General features: G+C 55.4%; 15 protein-coding genes and 3 tRNA genes. 2 read left to right on the top strand and 16 right to left on the bottom strand.

All coding sequences use genetic code 11. From position 1 onward, the window contains the following. Positions 1–20: 20 nt before the first annotated feature. The 12 genes from nsrR to nnr all read right to left on the bottom strand — a co-directional run bounded on the left by nsrR (position 21) and on the right by nnr (position 13,114). Positions 21–446 (bottom strand): nitric oxide-sensing transcriptional repressor NsrR, encoded by a 426-nt coding sequence (gene nsrR / locus OCH02_RS16040; RefSeq protein WP_012004900.1) that lies wholly within the window; start codon positions 444–446, stop codon positions 21–23. A gap of 233 nt (positions 447–679) precedes the next feature. Beyond that, positions 680–1,978 (bottom strand): adenylosuccinate synthase, encoded by a 1,299-nt coding sequence (locus tag OCH02_RS16035; RefSeq protein ID WP_012004899.1) that lies wholly within the window; start codon positions 1,976–1,978, stop codon positions 680–682. A 97-nt stretch (positions 1,979–2,075) separates the two neighbouring features. After that, on the bottom strand, positions 2,076–2,276 hold the full coding sequence (locus tag OCH02_RS16030; protein WP_017891360.1) for a DUF2065 domain-containing protein: 201 nt from the start codon (positions 2,274–2,276) through the stop codon (positions 2,076–2,078). A 63-nt stretch (positions 2,277–2,339) separates the two neighbouring features. After that, entirely contained in the window at positions 2,340–3,347 is a 1,008-nt protein-coding gene (gene hflC, locus OCH02_RS16025; protein WP_012004897.1) for a protease modulator HflC, read from the bottom strand. A 3-nt stretch (positions 3,348–3,350) separates the two neighbouring features. After that, a complete protein-coding gene (gene hflK, locus OCH02_RS16020) occupies positions 3,351–4,610 on the bottom strand; it encodes an FtsH protease activity modulator HflK (RefSeq protein ID WP_017891359.1) in 1,260 nt (419 codons plus the stop codon). Positions 4,611–4,678: 68 nt separating this feature from the next. Further along, positions 4,679–5,959: a ribosome rescue GTPase HflX gene (hflX, locus tag OCH02_RS16015; protein ID WP_012004895.1), complete on the bottom strand. Its 1,281-nt coding sequence runs from the start codon at positions 5,957–5,959 to the stop codon at positions 4,679–4,681. A gap of 95 nt (positions 5,960–6,054) precedes the next feature. Continuing rightward, positions 6,055–6,363, bottom strand: coding sequence for an RNA chaperone Hfq (hfq, locus tag OCH02_RS16010; RefSeq protein ID WP_153858294.1), 309 nt, complete (start codon positions 6,361–6,363; stop codon positions 6,055–6,057). A gap of 113 nt (positions 6,364–6,476) precedes the next feature. Further along, the gene (gene miaA, locus OCH02_RS16005) at positions 6,477–7,418 is read right to left on the bottom strand and encodes a tRNA (adenosine(37)-N6)-dimethylallyltransferase MiaA (RefSeq protein WP_261432060.1); all 942 of its coding nucleotides are present in this window, start codon (positions 7,416–7,418) and stop codon (positions 6,477–6,479) included. Continuing rightward, the gene (mutL, locus tag OCH02_RS16000; protein WP_261432059.1) at positions 7,411–9,285 is read right to left on the bottom strand and encodes a DNA mismatch repair endonuclease MutL; all 1,875 of its coding nucleotides are present in this window, start codon (positions 9,283–9,285) and stop codon (positions 7,411–7,413) included. The genes miaA and mutL overlap by 8 nt, the downstream gene beginning before the upstream one ends. A gap of 22 nt (positions 9,286–9,307) precedes the next feature. Continuing rightward, on the bottom strand, positions 9,308–11,110 hold the full coding sequence (gene amiB, locus OCH02_RS15995; protein ID WP_261432058.1) for an N-acetylmuramoyl-L-alanine amidase AmiB: 1,803 nt from the start codon (positions 11,108–11,110) through the stop codon (positions 9,308–9,310). 7 nt (positions 11,111–11,117) lie between these two features. After that, the gene (gene tsaE / locus OCH02_RS15990) at positions 11,118–11,588 is read right to left on the bottom strand and encodes a tRNA (adenosine(37)-N6)-threonylcarbamoyltransferase complex ATPase subunit type 1 TsaE (RefSeq protein ID WP_261432057.1); all 471 of its coding nucleotides are present in this window, start codon (positions 11,586–11,588) and stop codon (positions 11,118–11,120) included. 14 nt (positions 11,589–11,602) lie between these two features. Further along, positions 11,603–13,114: a bifunctional ADP-dependent NAD(P)H-hydrate dehydratase/NAD(P)H-hydrate epimerase gene (nnr, locus tag OCH02_RS15985; protein WP_261432056.1), complete on the bottom strand. Its 1,512-nt coding sequence runs from the start codon at positions 13,112–13,114 to the stop codon at positions 11,603–11,605. Here nnr and queG point away from each other — a divergent pair. Beyond that, a complete protein-coding gene (gene queG, locus OCH02_RS15980) occupies positions 13,113–14,252 on the top strand; it encodes a tRNA epoxyqueuosine(34) reductase QueG (protein WP_261432055.1) in 1,140 nt (379 codons plus the stop codon). The two genes, nnr and queG, sit on opposite strands and share 2 nt — an antisense overlap. A 298-nt stretch (positions 14,253–14,550) precedes the next feature. Here queG and OCH02_RS15975 read toward each other — a convergent pair. The 4 genes from OCH02_RS15975 to orn all read right to left on the bottom strand — a co-directional run bounded on the left by OCH02_RS15975 (position 14,551) and on the right by orn (position 15,647). Then, positions 14,551–14,626: transfer RNA gene (locus tag OCH02_RS15975), tRNA-Gly, on the bottom strand. Between the two features lie 55 nt (positions 14,627–14,681). Continuing rightward, positions 14,682–14,757 (bottom strand) — tRNA-Gly (locus OCH02_RS15970). 64 nt (positions 14,758–14,821) lie between these two features. Further along, positions 14,822–14,897, bottom strand: a tRNA-Gly gene (locus tag OCH02_RS15965). Positions 14,898–15,101: 204 nt separating this feature from the next. After that, positions 15,102–15,647 (bottom strand): oligoribonuclease, encoded by a 546-nt coding sequence (gene orn, locus OCH02_RS15960; RefSeq protein ID WP_012004887.1) that lies wholly within the window; start codon positions 15,645–15,647, stop codon positions 15,102–15,104. 183 nt (positions 15,648–15,830) lie between these two features. Here orn and rsgA point away from each other — a divergent pair, with 183 nt between their 5' ends. Further along, on the top strand, positions 15,831–16,880 hold the full coding sequence (gene rsgA, locus OCH02_RS15955; protein WP_012004886.1) for a small ribosomal subunit biogenesis GTPase RsgA: 1,050 nt from the start codon (positions 15,831–15,833) through the stop codon (positions 16,878–16,880). The last annotated feature ends 38 nt before the right edge of the window (positions 16,881–16,918 follow it).

Raw genomic sequence — 16,918 nt, 5'->3', positions numbered from 1 at the left:
CTTGTCTTCTCAGCGACGCTTTATTCGACAAGCAATAGCTTGTAGAGCGATGGATTGTCTTCGACCATATCGGCCAGCGTGTGGCTGTCCAGCTCTTCAAGGAAATTCTGTACGCCCTGTTGGAGCACCTGTTTCAGGCGGCAAGCAGGGGTTATGTGGCAGAAAGTACTGTTGCAGTTAACCAGCGAAAGCGGCTCTAGCGCCCTGACTACGTCGCCGAGGCGAATGGTTTCGGCCGGTTTGCCTAAACGGATGCCGCCGTTCTTACCGCGCACTGCGGTCACAAACCCAACCCGGCTTAACTGATTGATGATCTTTACCATATGGTTTCTGGACACGCCGTAGACCTCGGTGACTTCCGAGATACTGGTCATTTTGTCCGGTGGCAGCGAGGCCATGTAGATCAACGCCCGCAGGCCGTAATCAGTAAAACTTGTTAACTGCACATCTACCTCTGGGTATCATTTTACCCGTCTGATACGCCGATTTCCGGCATTATTCAAAAGATTACTTATTGGATAATAAACCAGCCAGAGAGTTCGCCGCTAATTATTTAGCGTATGTCTGGCTCTGGGACAGGTTAAAGAAAGGATTTTGGGACGTGAAACCGCAATCGGGGAAAATCAGGATAAAAACAAACCGGGACACGCCCGGTTTGTTTTATTGCACTAAAGCCAGATTATGCGTCGAACGGGTCGCGCAGGATCATGGTTTCGCTACGGTCTGGACCTGTAGAGATAATGTCTACCGGCACGCCAGTCAGCTCTTCAATACGCTTGATGTAGTTCAGCGCCGCCTGTGGCAGTTTGCTGTGTTCTTTCACGCCAAAAGTGGTGTCGCTCCAGCCCGGCATGCTTTCGTAGATTGGTTCAATACCTTCCCAACCTTCAGCCGCCAGTGGCGTAGTGGTCATTTCGCGGCCGTCAGGCATGCGGTAACCCACGCAGATCTTCACTTCTTTCAAGCCGTCCAACACGTCCAGCTTGGTCAGGCAGAAGCCAGACAGGGAGTTGATCTGTACAGAACGGCGAACGGCTACCGCGTCCAGCCAGCCGGTACGACGACGACGACCCGTAGTGGCGCCGAACTCGTTACCCTGCTTGCACAGGAATTCACCGGTTTCGTCGAACAGTTCAGTTGGGAACGGACCTGCACCCACACGGGTAGAGTAGGCTTTAACGATGCCCAATACGTAATCCACGTAACGCGGACCAATACCTGAACCGGTAGCAACGCCGCCAGCGGTGGTGTTTGAAGAGGTCACGTACGGATAGGTACCGTGGTCGATATCCAGCAGGGTGCCTTGTGCGCCTTCGAACATGATCAGGTCGCCACGCTTGCGCGCGCCGTCCAGCAGTTCGGACACGTCAACAACCATTGCCGTCAGGATGTCGGCGATAGACAGCACATAATCCAGAGTCGCCTGGTAATCAACGGCTTCAACTTTGTAGTAGTTGACCAACTGGAAGTTATGGTAATCAACGATTTCCTTCAGCTTAACGGCGAAGGTTTCTTTGTTGAACAAGTCGCTAACGCGCAGACCGCGACGAGCCACTTTATCTTCGTAAGCCGGGCCGATACCGCGACCGGTGGTACCGATAGCCTTCGCGCCACGTGCTTTCTCGCGCGCGTTATCCAGCGCAACGTGATAAGGCAGGATCAACGGGCAGGCTTCGGACAGTAACAGACGTTCGCGTACCGGGATGCCGCGCGCTTCGAGCTCACCCATTTCTTTCATCAATGCGTCTGGAGCCAGAACCACACCGTTGCCGATGATGCTGGTCACGTTTTCACGCAGAATACCTGATGGAATCAAATGAAGGACGGTTTTTTCACCGTTAATAACCAGAGTGTGGCCAGCGTTATGGCCCCCTTGGTAGCGCACTACATATTGAGCCCGTTCGGTCAGCAGGTCTACGACCTTGCCCTTACCTTCGTCACCCCATTGAGTGCCCAGTACGACGACGTTCTTACCCATTTTAAAAATCACCGGTTGCTTAAAAATGGATTCTACCACCGTAATTCGTGAGTTTCAGCACTTTTAGCATAGGGTTGCATATTTTTTAGGCTAAACTTTAAACGCCTGCGTGTGTACGCAACATGTAGTAGATCACACAGCCCGCAACCACTATTCCACCGCCAAATCGACGCAGTGTCGCGTCAGGAAACTGGGTCATTGCCAGTATCATTTTGCGCCAGGCCTGCGGGAACAGCATCGGGCCCAACCCTTCCAGCACCAAAACCAGCCCAAGTGCCAGCCAGATCGTTGAATTCATCAGTGACTCCCAAAAAGAAAGGGCCCGCGTTTAAACGGGCCCTCTATCATTAACCGATCGCGGTTACTTGCGTACGGAATCAGGCGACTTCATGTAGCGGAAGAAATCGCTGTCCGGGCTCAGTACCATCACGTCCTGGTTATTGCTGCTAAAGCTGGTTTCATAAGCACGCAGGCTACGGATAAAGGCATAGAAGTCCGGATCCTGACTGAATGCGTTAGCAAACAGTTTGGCCGCTTCGGCATTACCTTCACCACGGGTGATACGCGCAGTACGTTCAGCTTCCGCCAGGGTACGAGTCACTTCGTAGTCTGCGGTAGCGCGCAGCTTCTCAGCCTCTTCCTGACCCTGTGAACGGTGACGACGGGCTACCGCTTCACGCTCGGCGCGCATACGCTGGTAGATTGCATCAGACACTTCTGCCGGCAGGTTGATCTGCTTGATACGCACGTCGATCACTTCGATACCCAATGCCGCCATGCTGTTCGGGTTAACCTTCGGCAGTTTGCCGGTGGTTTCCTTTTCAACACGCGCTGCTGCAGAAGCAATAGCGTCATCGGCTTCGGTGGTCGCCACTTCCTGATCGTCACCGACGGTACCGGTGTTCAGCGCGTCACGCACGTCGGACATCAGTTTACCGCGCGAGTCGGTCACGATGTCTTTAACATCCAGACGACCAATTTCGGAACGCAGACGGTCACTGAACTTACGTTTCAGCAACACTTCGGCCTGTGAAACATCACCGCCGCCGGTTGCCAGATAGTAACGGCTGAAATCGCTGATACGCCATTTCAGGTATGAGTCGACGATCAGGTCTTTCTTCTCGCTGGTAACAAAGCGGTCAGCCTGGTTGTCCATGGTCTGAATACGTGCATCCAGCGTTTTCACTGTTTCAATGAACGGGATCTTGAAGTGCAGGCCCGGCGCATACACCAGCGGTTTGTTGTCGCTGTCACGCAGTACCTTGCCGAAACGCAGCACGATGCCGCGCTGACCTTCCTGAACCACGAACAAAGATGCATACAACGCCACCAGCACCGCGAGGATAATTACTATAAAAGACTTACGCATTGATTATTCTCTCCCTACGCGAGTGGTGTCGTCACGCTGCGCATTCGCCCGGCGTTGGTCCATGACCGAGCCGTTGCTGGTGCGCTGGCTGCTGGAGCTGGCGCCGCTGTTGGCAGACGGAGCGGGGTTGAGACGAATCAGGCTGGTGTCTTTACTGCCTTCCGCCGCCGCGCCGGTTTGGCCACGCAGCATTTGATCCAGCGGTAACACCATAAGATTGTTGCCTTTGTCATTCACCAACACTTTACGGGTGTGGCTCAGGACTTTTTCCATGGTTTCGATATACAGACGCTCGCGGGTGATTTGCGGTGCAGATTTGTATTCCGGCAACAGTTTGGCAAAGCCCGCAACCTCACCCTGAGCTTCCAGGACGGTACGGTCTTTATAGGCTTTGGCATCTTCCAACAGACGCTGTGCCTGGCCATTAGCGCGTGGCTGAACTTCGTTGGCGTAAGCTTCTGCCTCACGGATGTACTGCTGCTCGTTCTCACGTGCGGCAATCGCATCATCAAATGCGGCTTTCACTTCTTCCGGCGGACGAGCGGCCTGGAAGTTCACGTCCAGCAGAGTGATACCCATGTTGTACGGACGAATAGTCTCTTCCAGTACGCGTTGGGTATCGCTACGCACGATAGTACGGCCTTCGGTCAGGATCTTGTCCATGGTGTACTTGCCGATAACGCCACGCAGAGCGCTGTCAGTAGCCTGGCTCAGGCTATCGTCGGCGTTGGTCACGCTGAACAGATAGGCTTCCGGGTTGGTCACGCGGTACTGCACGTTCATTTCTACGCGCACCACGTTTTCATCGGAAGTCAGCATCACGCCAGAAGCGGCCAGTTCACGCACCGACTCCACGTTGACCGGACGCACTTCATCGATGAAGGTCGGCTTCCAGTTCAGACCCGGCTGCACCAGGTGGCTGAACTTGCCGAAACGAGTCACGACACCGCGCTCGGCTTCTTTGATGGTGTAGAAACCGCTGGCGGCCCAAATCACCACCACCGCAACCGCAGCGATACCGATAATACGACCGCTAAAGCCCGGCCCCGAAGTGCCAGTACCGCCGTCGTTATTGTTGTTGGAGCCTTTGCCCCCGCCCAAGCCGCTCAGTTTCTTGCTCAGCTTGCGGAAGATATCGTCCAAATCAGGTGGCCCTTGATCGCGACCGCCTTTGTTATTACCGCCAGAGTTGCCGCCATTGTTATTGCTGCTCCCCCACGGGTCGCGGTCCTGTCCGTTATTACCGGGCTGATTCCACGCCATGTTTTAGCTCCATATTCTGTGATTGGGTACTTCAGGCTTACGCGAAGCTCAAATGTAACAGGATATGATCATACTATAAAGTTAATCAGATCCAGTTCCTGTTTGCAGAGGCGACGCCATTCGACGATGGGCATACGAACCACCACGCCAATGCTGCCGTCTTCTTCGTTCCACTCTTTCTCAATTGCCTGAAGCTGGTAAAAACGGCTACGAAGACGGCCTGCCTCTGGCGGTAAGCGCAGCTCATAATGCGCGATTTCCCCCGATAAGCGCTCCGTCAACGCCTGATACAGCAACGGGATACCTTCACCGCTGGCGGCGGACAGCCACACCCGGATCGGTAAGTTTTCATCGTTGCGGTCGATACGCGGAACAAAATCATCCAGCATATCTATTTTGTTCATCACTAACAGTGTAGGGATCTCATCCGATTCAATCTCTGCCAGCACGGTATTTACCGCTTCAATGTTCTCATCGACACGGGTATCCGCGGCGTCGATTACATGTAACAGCAAAGATGCCTGACGCGTTTCTTGCAGCGTTGCCTTGAAGGCGGCCACCAGATCGTGCGGCAGGTGCCGGATAAAGCCTACGGTATCCGCCAACACGGTATCGCCCACATCGGCCACGTCGATACGCCGCAGGGTAGGATCCAGGGTGGCAAATAGCTGGTCGGCCGCGTACACATCGGCAGACGTTATTCGATTAAACAGGGTAGATTTGCCGGCGTTGGTGTATCCCACCAGCGATACGGTTGGCACTTCAGCACGGGTACGCGCACGTCGGCCCTGTTCACGCTGCTTAGCTACCCGCTCCAGGCGGCGTAGAATCAGGCTAATGCGATCGCGTAACAGACGACGGTCGGTTTCTAATTGGGTTTCCCCAGGCCCGCGCAGGCCAATCCCCCCTTTTTGGCGCTCAAGGTGCGTCCAGCCACGAACTAAACGCGTGGCGATATGACGCAACTGCGCCAACTCTACCTGCAGCTTACCTTCATGGGTACGGGCACGCTGGGCAAAGATGTCTAGAATCAACCCGGTGCGATCGATCACCCGGCATTCGCACAGGCGTTCAAGGTTTCTCTCTTGCGCCGCGGAAAGGGAGTGATCAAACAGGACAACAGATGCGCCACTGGCTTTTACCGCATCTGCAATTTCTTCGGCCTTTCCTTCACCGACAAAGTACTTGGGATGTGGGGCTTTGCGGCTACCAGTCACCACTTGCAAAGCTTCGACACCCGCAGAGGACACCAGGGATTCGAACTCACTGAGATCTTCTGTATCTTTGTCTTGCGAGAAATAGATATGAACCAGGACGGCCTGCTCACCGGCTTCATAACGGTCAAACAAGCGTGCAACCTCTCAAACGGGAACCCGTGAGTTTGGGGGACATAAACAGCCCACGGCTGCTTATGCTCCCCGTCATGGTTGACTCGCAACGCGCTTTATTCAGCGTCATCGCTTTCCTGCTGCGGCTGTTGCGGCGCAGACGGGTTGTTACCATGGTGATAGTTATTGGTGCCGCCGCTCGGCGTATTGCTATGGTGCGAAACCGGGCGAGACGGGACAACGGTAGAGATAGCGTGCTTATAAACCATCTGGCTCACCGTGTTTTTCAACAGGATGACAAACTGGTCAAAAGACTCAATCTGGCCTTGCAGCTTAATACCATTCACCAAATAAATAGAAACCGGAACACGTTCACGACGCAATGCGTTCAGGAACGGATCTTGCAAAGATTGCCCCTTAGCCATTCTATCTTTTCCTTATTTGCTTGTTGTTTTTAACTAAGAACCTGTCGGCTCAAAATAAACGACCTAAAAAATTTGCGCGCTGAATACTCATCAATTGTACACAATCACTCAACCTATGCACTAACAACCTGTATTACCGAGTCCAAAGCCTCTCCCGGCTTCTCGCTGTCCAGCCAATGTACCGAGTCCCAGCCTCGTAACCAGGTCATTTGGCGCTTGGCCAATTGACGCGTTGCGCAAATACCACGATAAACCATCTCATCGTAACTAATCTCGCCAGACAAATATGACCACATCTGGCGATAACCGACACAGCGAATGGAAGGCAAATCCGTATGCAAATCACCCCGTGCAAAAAGTGCACGCGCTTCCGTCTCAAAACCTGCTGCCAACATTTGATGGTACCGCAGCTCGATGCGTTGATGGATCAACTCACGGCTGGTCGGCGCTATCGCAAATTGGTGCACATGATACGGCAACGATTCACCCGAAATTTTAGTCAGTTCCGTTAAAGTTTTACCCGAAATAAAAAAAACTTCCAGTGCTCTGGACAGTCTCTGCGGATCATTCGGATGAATTCTCAATGCCGCAACCGGGTCAATCTCTTGCAACTGACGGTGTAAAACGTCCCAACCCTGCTCCGCTGCCTGCTGTTCGATGCGTTCGCGCACCATGGGATCGGCAGGCGGCAACGGCGATAATCCTTCCAGCAACGCCTTGAAATAAAGCATGGTGCCCCCCACCAGCAACGGGATACGCCCGGCGGCGGTAATGGCGGCCATCTCTTTCAGTGCGTCAGCGCGAAAGTCCGCTGCGGAGTAAGCTTCGGCGGGATCGCGAATATCAATCAGCCGATGCGGTGCCTGCGCAAGTTCTTCAGCGCTCGGTTTGGCCGTGCCGATATCCATGCCGCGATAAATCAGCGCGGAATCCACGCTGATCAACTCCACAGGCAGGCGTTCACGCAGCGCGATCGCCAATGCAGTCTTGCCTGAGGCGGTCGGCCCCATGATAAAAATAGCCGGGGGACGTGGTGTCATTTCAGTTTCAATCATGCCTAAGTGCTGTCAGTGCAGCCTGTAAATCAACAGGTTGTAAAAGTCCGCTGGGTGGTGATTTGACCAACTGCGGGCAAAGTCGTTCAACATCGGTCAGCAATTGTATCGCTTGCGAGGCGTTCCACTGTTCATGCTCGCTACCTAAATGGCGGGCAAACCAGGTGGCTAATACCGCGGGCGACATCTCCTGATGCTCGGCCAGATAGCCTAACAGTTCGGGTATCAGTTTTTGTAAATTTTGTTGGCGTAATGGTAAAGGTACCGCGCGCAGCGTCACACGCCCGTGATCTACTTGCAGATCCAGCCCCATTTTTACCAATAGCGGCTGATGATGTACACAGGCTGCCGCCTCCTGTTTATTCAACGTCAGCTTGATTGGGATCAACAGCGGCTGTGGCCGCAGACCTTCTTGCGAAGGATTGAGTTGCGCCTGACGTAACCAGCGTTCGGCCACCGGCAGGTTAAGCAACATCAACTGCTGACGGTTTTCAATCAGCGCATAACACGGCGGGTAGATCATCAGCACACGACCGAAATTATGCTGACTCCCGGCCAGTGGCGTTCCCTGCTCGGTTTTTACCGGCGGAAACGGCGGCTGCTTCGGTGCTTCTTGCCGTGGCTCAGCCACTGGCGTGGCCTGTAACAGCTTGCCGTACAGTTCGCCTTCTCGCTTCTGATAACCCATTCCCGACTGATAGGCCGGTTGCGGTGCACGCTCACGCGCGACGGCAGGCTCGGTTGGTGGTGTTTCCCGACGCGGTGCAGCCTGCGAAAAATGGTTGCCGCCAGCGGCGACACGGTTTTCCTGCTGCCAGACCGGTGCCGGTTGCGGCTCGGTTTCATCGGTCAACGGCAGCGGCGCATTGCCGACCTGCTGCAACACGGTGGTTACCGCCTGATAGATAAAGTCGTGCACCAGCCGAGCCTGATGGAAACGCACCTCATGCTTGGCCGGGTGAACATTCACATCCACCTGATGCGGGTCTACCTCGAGATACAGCACATAGGCAGGCTGCTGGTCGTCTTTCAGTTGATCCTGATAAGCCTGGCGGATAGCGTGATTGATCAAACGATCGCGCATCATGCGGCTATTGACGTAGCAATACTGCATTTCGCCCAGTTGCCGGGCACCGGCGGGATCGGCCACCCAACCGCGAATGGTCAGGTCACCGTGCTGCCAAGAGATATTCAGCGCATGCTGCAAAAAGGCCGGGCCGCAAATACTCCCCAGGCGGCGCTCATACTGACTCTCGTCTTTCGCAGCGCGATATTGACGCATCAGCTTGCCATTGTGACTAAGGTTGATCGCCACATCGAAACGCGCCAGTGCAATACGTCGCACCACTTCATCGATATGGCCAAATTCGGTTTTCTCGGTGCGCATAAATTTGCGCCGCGCCGGGGTGTTGTAGAACAGATCCAGCACTTCCAGCGTGCTGCCTATCGGGTGTGCCGCTGGCTTGACCGTCACCGCCTGCTCGCGGCCTTCGGCATAAGCCTGCCAGGCTTCGTTTTGTTCTGCGGTACGTGAAGTGAGGGTTAAGCGAGAAACCGAACTGATGCTAGCCAATGCCTCACCGCGAAAGCCGAGGCTGACAATGGCTTCCAAATCGTCGAGCGTGCTGATTTTACTGGTGGCATGGCGGGCCAACGCCAGAGCCAGGTCGTCCTTGCCAATACCACTGCCGTTATCGCGGATGCGGATCAGCTTGGCGCCACCGCGCTCAATATCGATATCAATGCGCGTCGCCCCGGCATCCAGACTGTTTTCCACCAGTTCCTTGACCACAGACGCGGGCCGCTCGACCACTTCACCGGCGGCAATCTGGTTGGCAAGCTGGGGTGGTAACACCTGGATAGGCATGCTGACTCCTGTAATGTGGGCGCTAGGCCTGCGGAATGGTAAGCGTCCGATCCAGCGGCGCGACGTCCGACTTCAGTTTATTCACGCGTTTCAGGTCGCTGACGCTGACACCATAACGACTGGCAATAGATGTCAAAGTATCACCGCGGGCCACTTTATGCTTCGACGGCTTCTTCACGCTGGGTTTCGCTTTGGCGACCGTGCTGACTGCGGCAGCGGATTTACCCGCCGGCACCTTGAGGCGCTGGCCGACCCATACGCCATCCTTCTTCAGCTTGTTCAGGTCACGCAACGCCGCCATGGTAGTGCCATAGTTGTCGGCGATCCCGGAGAGCGTTTCCGCCCGCTTCACTACGTGAATCTGCGTTTTACCGCTAATACGGCTGCTGCCAGCCGAACTGACGACCGGGGTTGGCTGACTGACGTCTGGTGTTGAGGAGTTAACCGCCGCTGCGACGTCCAGCGGTCGGTTTTCCACCTTTGGGTCGGCTTGTAGCGGATGCGCCAGGAAATAACTACGCAGGCCGTTGTGGATCGCCCTGGCAATTTTTTCCTGATACGCGCTACTGCCGAGCAGCCGCTCCTCCGTGCTATTACTGATAAATCCTGTTTCCACCAGCAATGATGGAATATCCGGCGAACGCAGCACACCAAGGCTGGCGTGTTCCGGACGCCGTTTATGCAATGAACCGACGCTCTGCAACTGCTGCAAGACTTTGACCGCAACATCGTAGCCCACACGTTGCGAGTGACCGAACTGCAGATCCAGCACCGCCTGGCTCAGGTAAGGATCAGCCTGGCTGTTGGCCAGCAAATCGCCCGCACCGCCCAGCAGTTCCGACTGTTTCTCATGCTGTTCGAGCCAGCCCGCCATTTCACTGTTGGCACGGCGGTTGGACAGAACCCAAACCGAGGCCCCATTGGCACTGCGGTTTGGCGCGGCATCGGCGTGAATGGAGATCAGCACGTTGGCGCCCTGCTTGCGCGCTACGTCGGAACGTCCCATCACCGAGATGAAGTAGTCGCCATTGCGCGTCAAGACCGGTTTGAACTGAGGATCGGCATCCAGCAACGCCTGCAGGCGACGAGCAATAGCAATAGTGACATTTTTCTCTTTCAGACCGTTCGGGCCGATAGCGCCCGGATCCTGCCCGCCGTGACCGGCGTCAATGGCCACTACCACCCGATCGCCGGAACCTGCGGACACGCGGCTGCTGCGCGGCGTAACCTCCGATGCGGTACCCGCAACTACGGTTGGCTTGTTGGTGAACGGATTCGAACCGCTCGGCGCTTTACGCATCGGTGCAGGCTCATCAGGCTCACTCACCACAAGCGGCGCCTTACGCGTTGGCTGGCTGACGGCCACCGGTGCAGGCACCGACACCGGAGTTTTACGCACTACGTTGGTATTAGCGCTGCCCTCGGCGGCAATGGTAAACACCACGGTATAGATACTGCCGCTTTGTCGTGTGGCCACCCGGGTCTTCGAACGCTGGGTCAGGTCAAACACCAGACGCACGCTCTGGGCATCTTTCGGCGTACTGGAGCGAATGCTTTTCACCAGGTTTTGACCGCTAAAATTCAGCGGCAGACCACCAACCTTGCCTTTCTGGTTAACGTCCAGGACCACGCGGTCCGGGCCGTGCAGTGGGAAAAAGGCATAATCCGGCGGGCCGTTGAAGCTCACCGAGACGGTGGCTTCGCGTTGGGCATTGGTGACTTTAATATCAGACAGCGACGATGCGGCCAGCGCACTGGCCGCACCCAAAGGCCCCAATACGGCGATCAGGGCGATTACGAATAATTTTCTCAACGCATACGTCATTGCGGCGTCATTCCTGTGGCCCGTGAATACGGTCTAAAAGCTGGCTGCCGTAGGCAGAAACCGCCTGAATTTTTGCTTCTCGGCCCTGATCCTGATAGCTGAGATGCAGCGCCAGATCCGGCTCCGGCAATACGCCCGTGCCCTGCTGTGGCCATTCCACGAGGCAAATAGCATCCTGCGCAAAATAATCGCGAATGCCCATAAATTCGAGTTCTTCCGGATCGGCCAGGCGGTACAGATCAAAATGGTATACCGCCAGCGGCTGCAACGCATAAGGCTCAACCAGCGTGTAAGTTGGGCTTTTAACATTGCCCTGATGACCCAATGCCTGCAGGAAACCACGGCTGAAGGTGGTTTTACCGGCGCCCAGGTCACCGTAAAGGTAAATTACGCTGGCACGATCGCACGCCTTAGCCAAGACGGCACCCAGTGCGACAGTCGCTGCCTCATCCGGCAGGGGTAAAACGAGTTCTTTCATTCGATAGTTTCTATTTATGCCAACTCAGGATTAACGTAATAAGGAATTTCCGGCAGTAAGTCGCTTGCCAGCATCCCCCTGATTCCTTGTCTTGCCGCCACGCGATCGGCGGCTGCGCCATGCGCCACACATCCGGCACAGGCTGCATCATACAGCGAGAGCTTTTGCCCCAGCAAACCGCCAATGATACCAGACAGAACATCGCCCATTCCGCCGGAGGCCATGCCGGCATTGCCGACGTCGGCGATCGCCATCTGGCCGTACTGGTCGGCAATCAGCGTGCCCGCACCTTTCAGCACGGCTATGCCACCGTATTGCGCCACCAGCTTACGCACTGCAAGTAAGCGATCACTCTCAATCTCTGCGGTACGGCACCCCAGCAGGCGTGCCGCCTCCCCAGGATGCGGGGTAATCACACGATTCTGACGCTTCTCGGGATTTAATGCCAGCAAGTTCAACGCATCCGCGTCCCATAACGCCGGTTTATCACTGGCTTGCAATACTTTCAGCGCATTCCTACCCCATTCGCCCTGACCCAGCCCCGGCCCCACCACCAGGACATCTGCCCAGTCGAGCGCCTGCTGCAATGCTTCGTCACTTAAAGGCTGTACCATCAGCTCAGGTCTGGCGGTCAATAACGGCCCGACATGCTCTTTGTGAGTAAGCACTCGCACCAACCCAGCGCCGCTGCGCAGTGCCGCCTCTGCCGCCATGCGTATCGCACCGCCAAAACCATGATCGCCGCCGACCACCAACAAACGCCCTTGTTCACCCTTATGCGAGCAGGGGCGACGCGGTGTCAGCCACAGAGGCAGGGACTCGGCAGTAAGCCGCTGAATCTGTGTCGGTTGCTTCGCCAGCCAACCCGATAATCCTAGCGTACTCTGGTGAAGTTGCCCGACCCAATCACGGGCCTGACCGGTTAATAAGCCCGGTTTGAGGGCAATAAACGTCATAGTGTGCGTAGCGCGGATCACCACGCCTGGCACAGCACCGCTTTCAGCCAGCAAGCCCGAGGGAATATCAAGTGCGATAACCGGTGCGCAGCTGCGGTTCGCGGCTTCAATCAGCGCATCGTATGGCCCACGCGGCGCACTACTCAGCCCGGTACCAAGCAAGCCGTCGATGATCAGATCAATATCTTCCGGCCAACGACTGTCAGCGGGATGAATTTCACCACCGGCGGCCAACCAGGCCTGTCGCGCTTCTGCGGCCTCTGGCGGAAGTGGCCGTGCGCCTTCGCAGGCGATCAGACTGACCTTTACACCGGCCGCCGCAGCCAGTCGGGCGACCACATAACCATCGCCGCCATTGTTACCATGGCCACACAGCACCAGCCAGTGGTGAGCGGCCGGGTACTGGTCGCGTGCCAGGGTGTAAGCAGCCTCACCGGCACGTTGCATCAGTTGGTAGAGTGAAATCCCCAGCGAGACAGCGGCGCTGGCTTCAGCCCGCCGGATCCAGTCTGCAGACCAGACAGAGTGTGATAAACTACCGGAGTATTGTTTTTCACTGTGGCCCGTCATGACTCACCCCCTCGATCTCAATCAACTCGCCCAACATATCAAGCAATGGGGCCAATCGCTAGGATTCCAGCAGGTAGGCATCTGCGACACCGATCTTAGCGCGGAAGAGCCTAAACTGCAGGCCTGGCTGGACAAACAATACCACGGCGAAATGGAGTGGATGGCGCGCCACGGTATGCTGCGCGCCCGGCCCCATGAGCTACTGCCCGGCACCCTGCGGGTGATCAGCGTGCGCATGAACTATCTGCCGGCCAAAGCGGCCTTTGCCAGCACGCTGCAGAACCCCGAATTGGGCTATGTCAGCCGCTATGCGTTGGGGCGTGATTATCACAAACTGCTGCGCCAACGGCTGAAAAAACTCGGCGATCAGATCCAGGCCTACTGCGGCGAACTGAATTTCCGCCCTTTTGTCGACTCCGCTCCGGTAATGGAACGCGCATTGGCCTCCAAGGCCGGGATTGGCTGGGTTGGTAAACACTCACTTATTCTCAATCGCGAAGCCGGCTCCTGGTTCTTTCTTGGCGAACTGCTGATCGATCTGCCCTTGCCAGTGGATGAACCGCAGCAGGAACAATGCGGCCGCTGCGTCGCCTGTATCACCACTTGCCCGACCGGAGCCATCGTCGCGCCCTATACCGTGGATGCCCGGCGCTGCATCTCCTATCTCACCATCGAGCTGGAAGGTGCCATTCCGGAAGAATTTCGGCCGTTGTTAGGCAACCGTATATACGGCTGTGATGATTGCCAACTTATCTGCCCCTGGAATCGCTTCTCACAGCTCACTGACGAAGATGATTTCAGCCCGCGTGCCGCACTGCATGCGCCGCAACTGATTGAACTGTTCGATTGGACGGAAGAGAAATTCCTGCGCATCACTGAAGGTTCTGCCATTCGGCGAATTGGCCATTTACGCTGGTTGCGTAATATTGCCGTGGCGCTGGGTAATGCCCCCTATCAGGATGCCATAGTGATCGCGCTGCGCTCCCGGCTGGAACAGGACGCTATGCTGGATGAACATATCCACTGGGCACTGAAGCAGCAATTGGGGCGGCGTGAGGCGCAAGGTATAGAAGTGCAGACAATGCAGAAAAAACGATTGATACGGGCTGTGGAAAAAGGATTACCGAGGGATGCCTAAAACCTTAGGTTCAGGCCCAATAGTCACTCTGTGGATTTGTGCATAAAAATAAAAATGCTTTGTCTTTCAACTGCAACAAAAAGAGCAAGTGATCGGCATAACGTTTTCCGATAAATAAATATCGTTATAAATCAAACGAATAAATATTTCATTTGTGTGGCGTTGATTTTTTGAGCTGAGGGTATTATGTACGCTACCTGTGGATAAGTCTGTTCACAACATTTCGACAGGGTATGTACAACAAGACAAGAAGCCGCGCCGGTAAAGGCGTTGGACTGAGTTAAATCGAAGATAAAATTGGAGCGGGAAACGAGACTCGAACTCGCGACCCCGACCTTGGCAAGGTCGTGCTCTACCAACTGAGCTATTCCCGCATTGAGATGCTTTCGGCATCCGGCCATCAAACAACAACATGGCCTATGAATTTTTTGGAGCGGGAAACGAGACTCGAACTCGCGACCCCGACCTTGGCAAGGTCGTGCTCTACCAACTGAGCTATTCCCGCGTCGCATGGGTACTACTTGATACTTTTTTTATTCATCACGCCACCTAAGCAGCATTGTTGAATTTGGAGCGGGAAACGAGACTCGAACTCGCGACCCCGACCTTGGCAAGGTCGTGCTCTACCAACTGAGCTATTCCCGCCCTACGTAACGATGTCGGAACTAAACGAAATTCTTCATCGGTACGGGGTGCGCATTATACGAGAAATCCTTTCTGCCGCAAGCCCCTGAAAGCAAAAAAACGCGTTTTTTGTTTGTTTGCCGATTAAAGCGCCAAACTGGTTAATTAAGCGGCGGAATTGGTCGCTTGTCGTCCTCAGGCCCCTGTTCAGGGGCCGTACGCCCATTATAGCTGGATGAAATGTTCACGGTAATAGGCCAATTCACCCACTGATTCACGGATATCATCCATAGCCTGATGAGTGCCCTGCTTTTTAAAGCCGCTGAGGATTTCCGGTTTCCAACGGCGCGCCAACTCCTTCAAAGTGCTGACATCCAGATAGCGGTAATGGAAGTAGGCTTCCAGTTCCGGCATATAGCGGAACAGGAAACGGCGGTCCTGGCCCACACTGTTGCCGCAGATCGGTGATTTGCCCGCCGGTACCCACTGTTGCAAGAAGGCGATAGTGGCCAACTCGGCGGCATGGTCGTCGTACTGACTGGCCTTCACCCTTTCCACCAGCCCGCTGCCGGTATGAGTCCGCACGTTCCAGTCATCCATCAGGCCAAGCTGTTCGTCGGACTGATGCACGGCGATCACTGGCCCTTCCGCGAGGATATTCAGATTGGCGTCGGTGACCAGGGTAGCGATCTCGATAATGCGATCGCGTTCTGGATCCAACCCGGTCATCTCCAGATCGATCCAAATCAGGTTATTTTCGTTTCCTGTCATGATATTTCCTGCATAAAAGCCAAAAGATAAACAAACTATAGGCAACGCGGCGAGCGACGCTGGCTGTTTGCCGACGGTAGTAGGCTGCACGTGGCGGCTAACAACGGTTATTTAATATAAAATAGCGTGTATCATAGTCTTTTTGGTCGCCATGAGCGATAAAGCGGATTCAAGTGAGGCGCAGTGAGCAAGAACAAACTGTCCAAAGGTCAAGAACGCCGCGTGCAGGCGAACCATCAACGTCGCCTGAAGCGCACTGACAACAAACCGGAACTGGATGATTCCCAACTGGGTGAGCCGCAGGACGGCATCGTCATCAGTCGTTTCGGCATGCACGCCGACGTTGAAGCGGCGGATGGCACTCAGCACCGCTGTAATATCCGCCGTACGTTACGTTCGCTGGTGACCGGCGATCGTGTGGTATGGCGCCCTGGCGTCGGCACCCATGCAGGGGTGAAAGGTATCGTAGAGGCCGTGCATGAACGCACTTCCGTACTGAACCGCCCCGACATCTACGACGGCGTGAAGCCCATCGCCGCCAATATCGATCAGATCGTCATCGTTTCCGCAATCCTGCCAGAGCTGTCGCTGAATATGATCGACCGCTATCTGGTGGCCTGTGAAACGCTGGAAGTCGAGCCGCTGATTGTACTGAACAAAATCGACTTACTGGATGCCGAAGCACGCAAGACCGTCGACGGGATGATGGATATCTACCGCCATATCGGCTACCGGGTGCTGGAAGTCTCCAGCCAGACGCGTGAAGGCATGGAGGCGTTTGAACAAGCGCTGGCCGATCGTATCAGTATCTTTGCCGGCCAGTCCGGGGTGGGTAAATCCAGCCTGCTGAACGCCCTGCTGCCACCGAGCGATAAGCAAATTCTGGTAAATCAGGTTTCCGATGTCTCTGGCCTCGGGCAACATACCACCACCGCTGCGCGGCTGTACCATTTCCAGCACGGCGGCGATGTGATCGATTCACCGGGTGTGCGTGAGTTTGGTCTGTGGCATCTGGAGCCGGAACAAGTGACTCAAGCCTATGTCGAATTCCGTGACTATTTGGGCGGTTGCAAATTCCGCGACTGCCGCCACGATACCGATCCAGGCTGCGCCATCCGCGGGGCAATGGAGAAAGGCGATATCGCGAAAGAGCGTTTCGAAAACTACCATCGCATTCTGGAAAGCATGGCCTCAGTGAAGGTTCGCAAGAACTTCACCGACGCTGCAGGCTGATAATACCGGGCGGCGTTGACTGTGGCGGAGCCACGGTT

The sequence above is a fragment of the Serratia quinivorans genome (genome assembly GCF_946227985.1).
In the GTDB taxonomy this organism is placed as follows: Bacteria; Pseudomonadota; Gammaproteobacteria; order Enterobacterales; family Enterobacteriaceae; genus Serratia; species Serratia quinivorans_A.
The sequence above is the reverse complement of the archived record's forward strand: the minus strand, read 5'-3'. Positions and strand labels throughout refer to the sequence as shown.